General features: G+C 75.4%; 6 protein-coding genes and 1 pseudogene. 4 read left to right on the top strand and 3 right to left on the bottom strand.

Features of this window, described 5'->3' with window-relative positions; genetic code table 11:
* Positions 1-148 precede the first annotated feature (148 nt).
* The 3 genes from ACFWEG_RS27510 to ACFWEG_RS27500 are packed head-to-tail and all read right to left on the bottom strand — an operon-like array spanning position 149 to position 4,283.
* Positions 149-1,639 (bottom strand): O-antigen ligase family protein, encoded by a 1,491-nt coding sequence (locus ACFWEG_RS27510; protein WP_387220402.1) that lies wholly within the window; start codon positions 1,637-1,639, stop codon positions 149-151.
* Positions 1,639-3,114 (bottom strand): exopolysaccharide biosynthesis polyprenyl glycosylphosphotransferase, encoded by a 1,476-nt coding sequence (locus ACFWEG_RS27505; protein WP_387220399.1) that lies wholly within the window; start codon positions 3,112-3,114, stop codon positions 1,639-1,641. Before ACFWEG_RS27505 ends, ACFWEG_RS27510 begins: the two co-directional genes overlap by 1 nt.
* Positions 3,111-4,283: a glycosyltransferase gene (locus ACFWEG_RS27500; protein WP_387220397.1), complete on the bottom strand. Its 1,173-nt coding sequence runs from the start codon at positions 4,281-4,283 to the stop codon at positions 3,111-3,113. Before ACFWEG_RS27500 ends, ACFWEG_RS27505 begins: the two co-directional genes overlap by 4 nt.
* A gap of 420 nt (positions 4,284-4,703) precedes the next feature.
* On the opposite strand from ACFWEG_RS27500, the gene ACFWEG_RS27495 reads away from it, so the two are divergent.
* The 4 genes and pseudogenes from ACFWEG_RS27495 to ACFWEG_RS27480 form a co-directional block, all read left to right on the top strand.
* The gene (locus ACFWEG_RS27495; RefSeq protein WP_387220395.1) at positions 4,704-4,943 is read left to right on the top strand and encodes a chaplin; all 240 of its coding nucleotides are present in this window, start codon (positions 4,704-4,706) and stop codon (positions 4,941-4,943) included.
* Between the two features lie 216 nt (positions 4,944-5,159).
* A complete protein-coding gene (locus tag ACFWEG_RS27490) occupies positions 5,160-5,909 on the top strand; it encodes a hypothetical protein (protein WP_387220393.1) in 750 nt (249 codons plus the stop codon).
* 186 nt (positions 5,910-6,095) lie between these two features.
* Entirely contained in the window at positions 6,096-6,359 is a 264-nt protein-coding gene (locus ACFWEG_RS27485; protein ID WP_387220391.1) for a hypothetical protein, read from the top strand.
* A 163-nt stretch (positions 6,360-6,522) separates the two neighbouring features.
* A pseudogene (locus tag ACFWEG_RS27480) lies at positions 6,523-6,819 on the top strand (chaplin); the annotation flags it as partial.
* Positions 6,820-6,960 lie beyond the last annotated feature (141 nt).

Genomic DNA, 6,960 nt, shown 5'->3' with positions numbered 1-6,960 from the left:
GCCACCGTCCGCCGCGCGCCCGCCCGGCACCGGGCCGCCGGCCGGCTCGCGGCGCGGACACGGTGCGGCGGTCCGGGGAGTGCCGCGGTGCCGGGGCCCGCCGGGCGCGTGGGCCGTATCGGTGCCGGTGGTCTCGGCGTCGGCGGTGTCAGCCACGTGCCCCATGCCCGCCCTCCGTGCCGCCGCCGCGCAGAGCACCGGCGCGGTCGGCGCCGCCGCGAGCCGCGCCGACGAGGGCGGGGCCGGGAAGGTCCGCCCCGGCGCGGATCGCGCCGCCCCGCGGGCCGCCGTCCGCGGCCAGCGCCCACCACGCCGCGAGACCGAACATCACCGAGGTCAGGACCGTCGAGGGGCCGCCGATGTCCGCGTACGCGAAGTCCACCAGCTGCCGCGCGAGCAGCCCGACCGCGAGCAGCCCGCACCAGGTCGCCCCGCCCGTACGGGCCGCGCCCGCGAGCCGCCGCAGCCCGAGGGCGAGCAGCGCGAGCCAGCTGCCGAGCAGGGTCACCAGACCGAGCGCGCCCTGCTCGCCGAGGACGAGCAGGTACATGTTGTGGGGGGAGAGCAGCGCCTGCTTCTTGTAGCCCTGCCCCGCGCCGGCCGTGTCGCTGCCCGCGGACAGCGCCAGCGAGGCGTTGCTGTCGCGGTACTCCGGGAAGCCCTTGAGCCCGACCCCGGTCACCGGCTCGGCCCGCCACATCTCCACGGCGGCCGCCCACATGGTGTACCGGTCGGTCACCGAGCGGTCGGGGGCGCCGGTGACCTGCGTGATGCTGGAGACCCGCTCCTTGAGCATCGCCGAACCGACCCCGAACCCGAGGACGAGGACCACCCCGAGCGCCGACACCGTCGCGAGCACCCGCAGTGCCCGCCGCCCGCCGGAGAGCACCACCTGCAGCAGGCAGGCGGCGACCGTCGCGATCCACGCCCCCCGGCTGAAGGAGAGCACCAGCGGCACCACGAGCAGCGCCCCGAAGACCACCGCCGCCTGCCGCGTCCGCACCCCTGCGGGACCCGGACCGAGCCCCAGGGCGAGCGCCACGCACACGACGAGCCCGTACGACACCACCGTCGCCATGCCCATCACGTCGGAGGGGCCGAAGGTGCCCACCGCGCGGATGTCCTGGCCCATGTACGAGGCGCCGGTGCCGGTCAGGAACTGCGCCACCCCCACCGCACCCTGGCCCAGGGCGAGCGCGACCAGCGCCCAGGCGGCGACGGCGAAGTCCCGCCGGTCGCGGACCACGAGCAGCACGGCCAGCGGCACCAGCACGAACACCTGCAGGTAGCGGCCGACGCCCGGCAGGCTCGCCGCCGGGTCCGCCGACGTCACGCACGCGAGCGCGATCCCGGTCACCGGCAGCCCGACGACCAGCGCCCCCACCGCCGTCAGCGGCCGCTCCCGCCGCCGCAGCAGGCGCACCGCGCAGTACAGGACGAGCACCCCCGACGCCGCGTCGGCCGGGGTGCCGCCCCCGGACGCGTCCGCCGGGGCCATCAGCAGCGCGATCACGGCGAGCAGCGGGGCGAGGTGGGCGTACGGGGCGAGGCGACGCCACGGGCGGGCGCCCGGGCCCGCCGCCGGTGCGGGCGCGGCGCCGCGCGCCGGACGGGCCTCGTCGAGCACCGCGGCCGCCATCAGCTGCCCGCCGGCCGGATCAGCGACACCGCGGTCCGCACCAGGATGCACACGTCCTGCCACCACGACCACTGGTCGATGTAGTGGTTGTCGAAGCGGGCGCGGTCCTCGATGGAGGTGTCACCGCGCAGCCCGTGCACCTGGGCGAGTCCGGTCAGCCCGACCACCATCCGGTGCCGGGCCGCGTAGCCGGGGTGCGTACGGCTGAACTGCGCGACGAAGAACGGGCGTTCGGGGCGCGGGCCGACCAGGCTCATGTCGCCGCGCAGCACGTTCCACAGCTGCGGCAGCTCGTCCAGCGACGTCCTGCGCAGGAACCGGCCGACGGGGCCGACCCGGTGGTCGTGGGCGACGCTCCACGTCGTCGCGGCCTCCCGGTCGTCCGCGGGGCGCAGGGTGCGGAACTTCAGGAGCACGAACAGCCGCCCGTGCATCCCCACCCGCTCCTGCCGGAAGAGCACCCCGGGCCCGTCGGAGACCCGCACCGCCAGCGCGCAGGCGGCCAGCAGCGGCAGCGCGCCCAGCAGCATCAGCCCTGCGACGACGACGTCCAGCGCCCGCTTGGCCGCCGGGATGCCGCGCTCGCCGGCCGGCGGCTCCAGGCGCTGGTAGGCGTGGCCCCACAGGTGGCGGCTCATGCCCGCCGAGGTGCGCCGCTCGGGGTGGCGGGCCCCCAGCAGCCAGACCGTGCACCCGTAGCGGTGCAGCAGGGCGATGAGGTCGCCGTGGTCCCCGGCCGCCTCCTGCGGCGTGAACAGCACGTCCCGCACGCTGTTCTGGATCACCGCCCGGACCGTGTCCTCCGACGAGGTCAGGACGGGCAGCGCGGGCGTCTCGTCCGCCTGCTGCGGCAGCGCCTGCCGCGGCGTCACCACGCCCACCGGCCGCATCCCGTACTCCGGGTGCTGGGCGAGCAGCCCGCACAGCCGCTGCGCACCCGCCGACGTCCCCACCACCAGCGCCGAACGCGGCCGTGCCCGCGCCGCCCTCCTGCGGTGGCCGTGGATCACGCCGCGCAGCACGACGACGACGCCCAGGTGGACGGCGAACGCGCCGCACAGCAGCAGCGGCAGGGGACCGGCGCCGAGACCGCCCGGCGCCAGCGCGGCCGCCGCGCACCACACGACCGCCACCCGGGCGGCGAGGGAGGGCAGTTCGTCGAGCACCGAGGGGAGCACCCGCGTCCGGTGCAGCCCAGCCTGCAGGTTGAGCACGACGGTGAGGACGGTGAGCTGCATCAGCAGCGCCGCGTCCCGGTGCGGCTCGTCCAGGAACGCCCCGGCGAGCAGCACCGCGGTGCAGTCGGCCGCGACGAACGGCGGTGCGCCGGACGGCTGCGCCTGCGCGGCGCGTACGGGCAGGACGGCCCGGTCCGCGCCGGCGCGCTGCCCGGCCACCGCCGTGGCGAGGGCCGACGGGGGGCCGGCGGGCGCGTTCGCACCGCCGGACGGCAGGGGGAAACTGTCAGTGGTCACGGGGAAACCGGCTCCCAGGATTCGCGGCGCACGCCGGGGGCGACCTCGCGGTACACGCCCGCGATCGCCTCGCCGACGCGCCGCACGTCGAAGTGTTCGCTTACGTGCCGGTGCTGCTCGCGGCCCAGAACGGCCCGCAGCTCCGGCTGGTCGAGGAGCCGGACCAGGGCCGACGCCAGCGCCTCGGGGTCGTCGGGCCGGACCAGGCTCAGCGGGTGGTGCCCGGGCGGCAGGCTCTCCCTGGCCCCGTCCACGTCGGTGATCACCACCGGTCGGCCGGTCGCCATCGCCTCCAGCGGCGCCACCGCCATCCCCTCCCACCGCGAGGGCAGCACCACGACGTCGGCCGCGCGGTACCAGGGCGCGGTGTCGGGCACGGCGCCGGCGAAGGCGACCGAGGCGGGGGCCGCGCGGCGCAGCTCCTCGCCGAGCGGACCGTCGCCGACGAGCACGAGGCGGGCGGCGGGATGACGGGCGAGGACCGCCTCCCAGGCGTCGAGCAGGGTGTCCTGCCCCTTCTGCCGGCAGAGCCGGCCCACGCACACCACGGTCGGCGCGTCGGGGTGACCGGCCGTCAGGGGGAGCGCGGCCCGCGCGGTGCGGGGGTCGGGGCCGGGGGTGAAACGGGAGGGGTCGACGCCGTTGTGCACCACCGTGCAGGCGCTGCGCACGCCCGCGTCGCGCCCGCGCCGCCGCTCGGCCTCGCTGACGCAGACCGTCCGCGCGGTCCAGCGCGCCGCCAGCCGCTCCCAGCGCAGCGCCAGAGCGCGGGTGAGGGCGCCCTCGGCCTCGAACGACCAGGCGTGCGGCTGGAAGACGGTGGGGATCCGGCCGCGCAGGACGGCCCGGGCGACCAGGCCCGCCTTGGCGCTGTGCGCGTGCACCACGTCCGGGCCCACCCGCTCCACGAGCCGGGCGAGCCGTCGCGCCTCGCCCACCACCCCGCGCAGCGGGCTGCGCACGGCCGGCCAGTCGTACAGGTCGCACCCGGTGCCGGCGGCCGCGGCGGCCAGCGGGGTGCCCGCCGGACAGGCCAGCGTCACGGCGAGACCCTGCTCCAGCTGAGCGGCCACCAGGTCGAGCACCACCCGCGGCACGCCGCCTTCACCCGGCTGGACGACATGCAGGACGGTGCCACCGGTGGGCCCGGAGCTCCGCTGAGCACACACGCTGCCTCTTTCCGTCAAGAGCGAACCCGCCGCGCGCGGGCCCGCAGGGCCGTCGTGCAGGGGAAGGTCATCAACCGGTCGGATAACACCTCCGGACTCCACGACGGTCCGTGCGCGGTACCGGAGACCTTTGTTCGAGAGGTGAGCGGACGGCGATTGTCGACGAATGCCCCCGCCACGACGACGCCGCTGCAACGCGGCCGGATCGGCGCGGGCTGCGGACCGTTATATCCCAATAAGGGGCGATTCGAGCTTCTCCTCGTCCGCGCGGGTCGCCGGGGCGGGAGGATCCGTCCTCCGCCCGTCCGTTCGCGACACCACCCGTTCGGACCCGCAACCCCCCGGGGGGTCGCTCCGTTTGATGAGCGAGGCCGTCCTCATCCGGTCGGCCCCACCACCGTTTCGATTTCTGGAGTTCTCATGTCCCGTATCGCCAAGGCCGCCGTCCTGACGGGTGCCGTCGCCGCCTCCTTCGCCGGTGCCGCCGGTGCCGCCGTCGCCGACAGCGGAGCCCAGGGCGGTGCCGCGCACTCCCCCGGCGTCCTCTCCGGCAACGTCGTCCAGGTCCCGGTCCACGTCCCGGTCAACGTCTGCGGCAACACCGTCGACGTCATCGGCGTGCTGAACCCCGCCTTCGGCAACACCTGCGTCAACGACTGACGACAGAGCTGACGCTCCGTCCCCTTCGCGGGGACGGCCCGGGATCCGGTGCACCGACGACGAGGTCGGCGCACCGGATCCCTTTGCGTGCGCCCGCACGCGTGGACCGCTCACCCCATCGGCGGCACGCCCCGTGCGGGCCGACACCCGCGCGCGCACGGTGAGATGACGCCCCGTCCGTCGCAGGCGGACCATCGCACCGAACGAAGGAAGACCATGCGCGTTGCCCCTTCCCGCCGTATCGCGACCGCCCTCGCCTGCGCGGTCCTCGCCCTCGGGGCCGCCGCGCCCGTCTTCGCGGAGACGACCGACGCCCCGGCGGCGTCGACCGCCGACACCCTCCTCCTCGGGCACGTCGAGACGCTGGACGAGCTCGGCGGGGTGCTCACCCCGGTCACCGCGCTCGTTAAGGCCGCGCTCACGGCGGAGGGCGGCACGCTGAGCGCGGAGGAGGCGCGTCGGCACACGGACGCGATCGCGGCGGCCGTCGCGGAGGTGACGCCGGCGAAGGCCGGCGCGGGGGGCCGGGCTTCGGTGGTGCCGGCCGAGGTGAAGGACGGCATCCTCGTCAGAGTCCAGCGCGACGCCGAGGCGCTGGCGGCCGCGGCGCAGACCGGTGACCGGGACCGGGTCCGCAAGCTGGCGCGGACCGCGACGAACACCCTGATCAGCTTCCTCGCCGCCACGGTGATCACGGAGGGGCTGCCGAGCCCCGCACTGCCGGGCCTGCCGGGAGGACCGGCGGTGGAGGCCCCGGAGCCCGCGGCCGAGGCGTCCGAGAAGGCGCCCGCCTCCACCGAGGCGTCGGCCGAGGCGTCCACCGAACCGGCCGCGTCCACCCAACCGGCCGCGTCCACCGAGGCGTCGGTCGAGCCGGCCGCCGAGCCGGCGGCGGCACAGGAGCCGTCCGCCGCGGCCGAGGAGCCCGCGCCCGCCGCCCCGTCCGAGGCCGCCCCGCAACCGTAGGCGGCGGTACGACAATAGTGCGGCGGCCGTCATCCGGGTGGCGGCGAGCGGTTTTCGCGTCCGCGGGGTTTCTGATTCGCCGAGGGCTCGTTACAGAGGGCGGAAGCGGCATACGCACAGCTCAAGGCGCGTGCGCGAAAAACTGCTCCATATCGATGTGACGCATTGTGAAAGGAATCATTTCTCATGAAGCCCACGAAGGTCGCCGCCGTCGTCGCCGGAACCGTCATGGCCCTCGGCGCGGCCTCGCCGGCCATGGCCGCCGGGCACACGACCCCGACCAGCCTGACGGGCGGCCTCGAGACGCTGACCAGTGAACTGAACAGCCAGGCGCTTCAGAACGACGTCACCGACGGCACCGTCGTGGAGGACGTGAAGCACGCCGCCCAGGGCCTCGGCTCCGCGAGCGAGAGCGTTCCGCTGCTCGGCGGCCTGCCTCTCGGCAAGTAACCGTCCCCGAATCGGCCCCGCGGATCGCCCGTGGGGCCGATTCGTGTTTTCCGTCACCGAATTGGATCCGAATCCGGCCGTTACCCCCGCATTGTCACGACGTTAGTAAGGGCAGTGGTCGTGAATCGGTCCCGGCCAGCTTTCCCCATCGAAGGAGATCGTGATGTCTCGCATCGTCAAGACGGCTGCCGTCCTCGCCGGTACCGGAGCCATGGCTCTGGCCGGTGCCGGCATGGCCGTCGCCGACGCCGGCGCCCAGGGTGCGGCGACGAACTCCCCCGGCGTCCTCTCCGGCAACCTGGTCCAGGTCCCGGTCCACGTCCCGGTCAACGTCTGCGGCAACACCGTCAACGTCATCGGCCTGCTGAACCCGGCCTTCGGCAACACCTGCGTCAACGGTGACTTCGAGGGCGACAAGGGCGGCGACTGGGAGGACGACAAGGGCGGCTACGGCTACGGCCACGAGGACGACAAGGGCGGCGACTGGGAGGACGACAAGGGCGGCTACGGCTACGAGGGCTGACCTCACCGCCCGGAGCCACGTCCCCTCGCGGGTGACGTAGCACCCCTGGTCCCACGAGAACGGCCCGCGGCATCACGC

Source organism: Streptomyces sp. NPDC060194 (genome assembly GCF_042728285.1).
Lineage (GTDB): Bacteria > Actinomycetota > Actinomycetes > Streptomycetales > Streptomycetaceae > Streptomyces.
The sequence above is the reverse complement of the archived record's forward strand: the minus strand, read 5'-3'. Positions and strand labels throughout refer to the sequence as shown.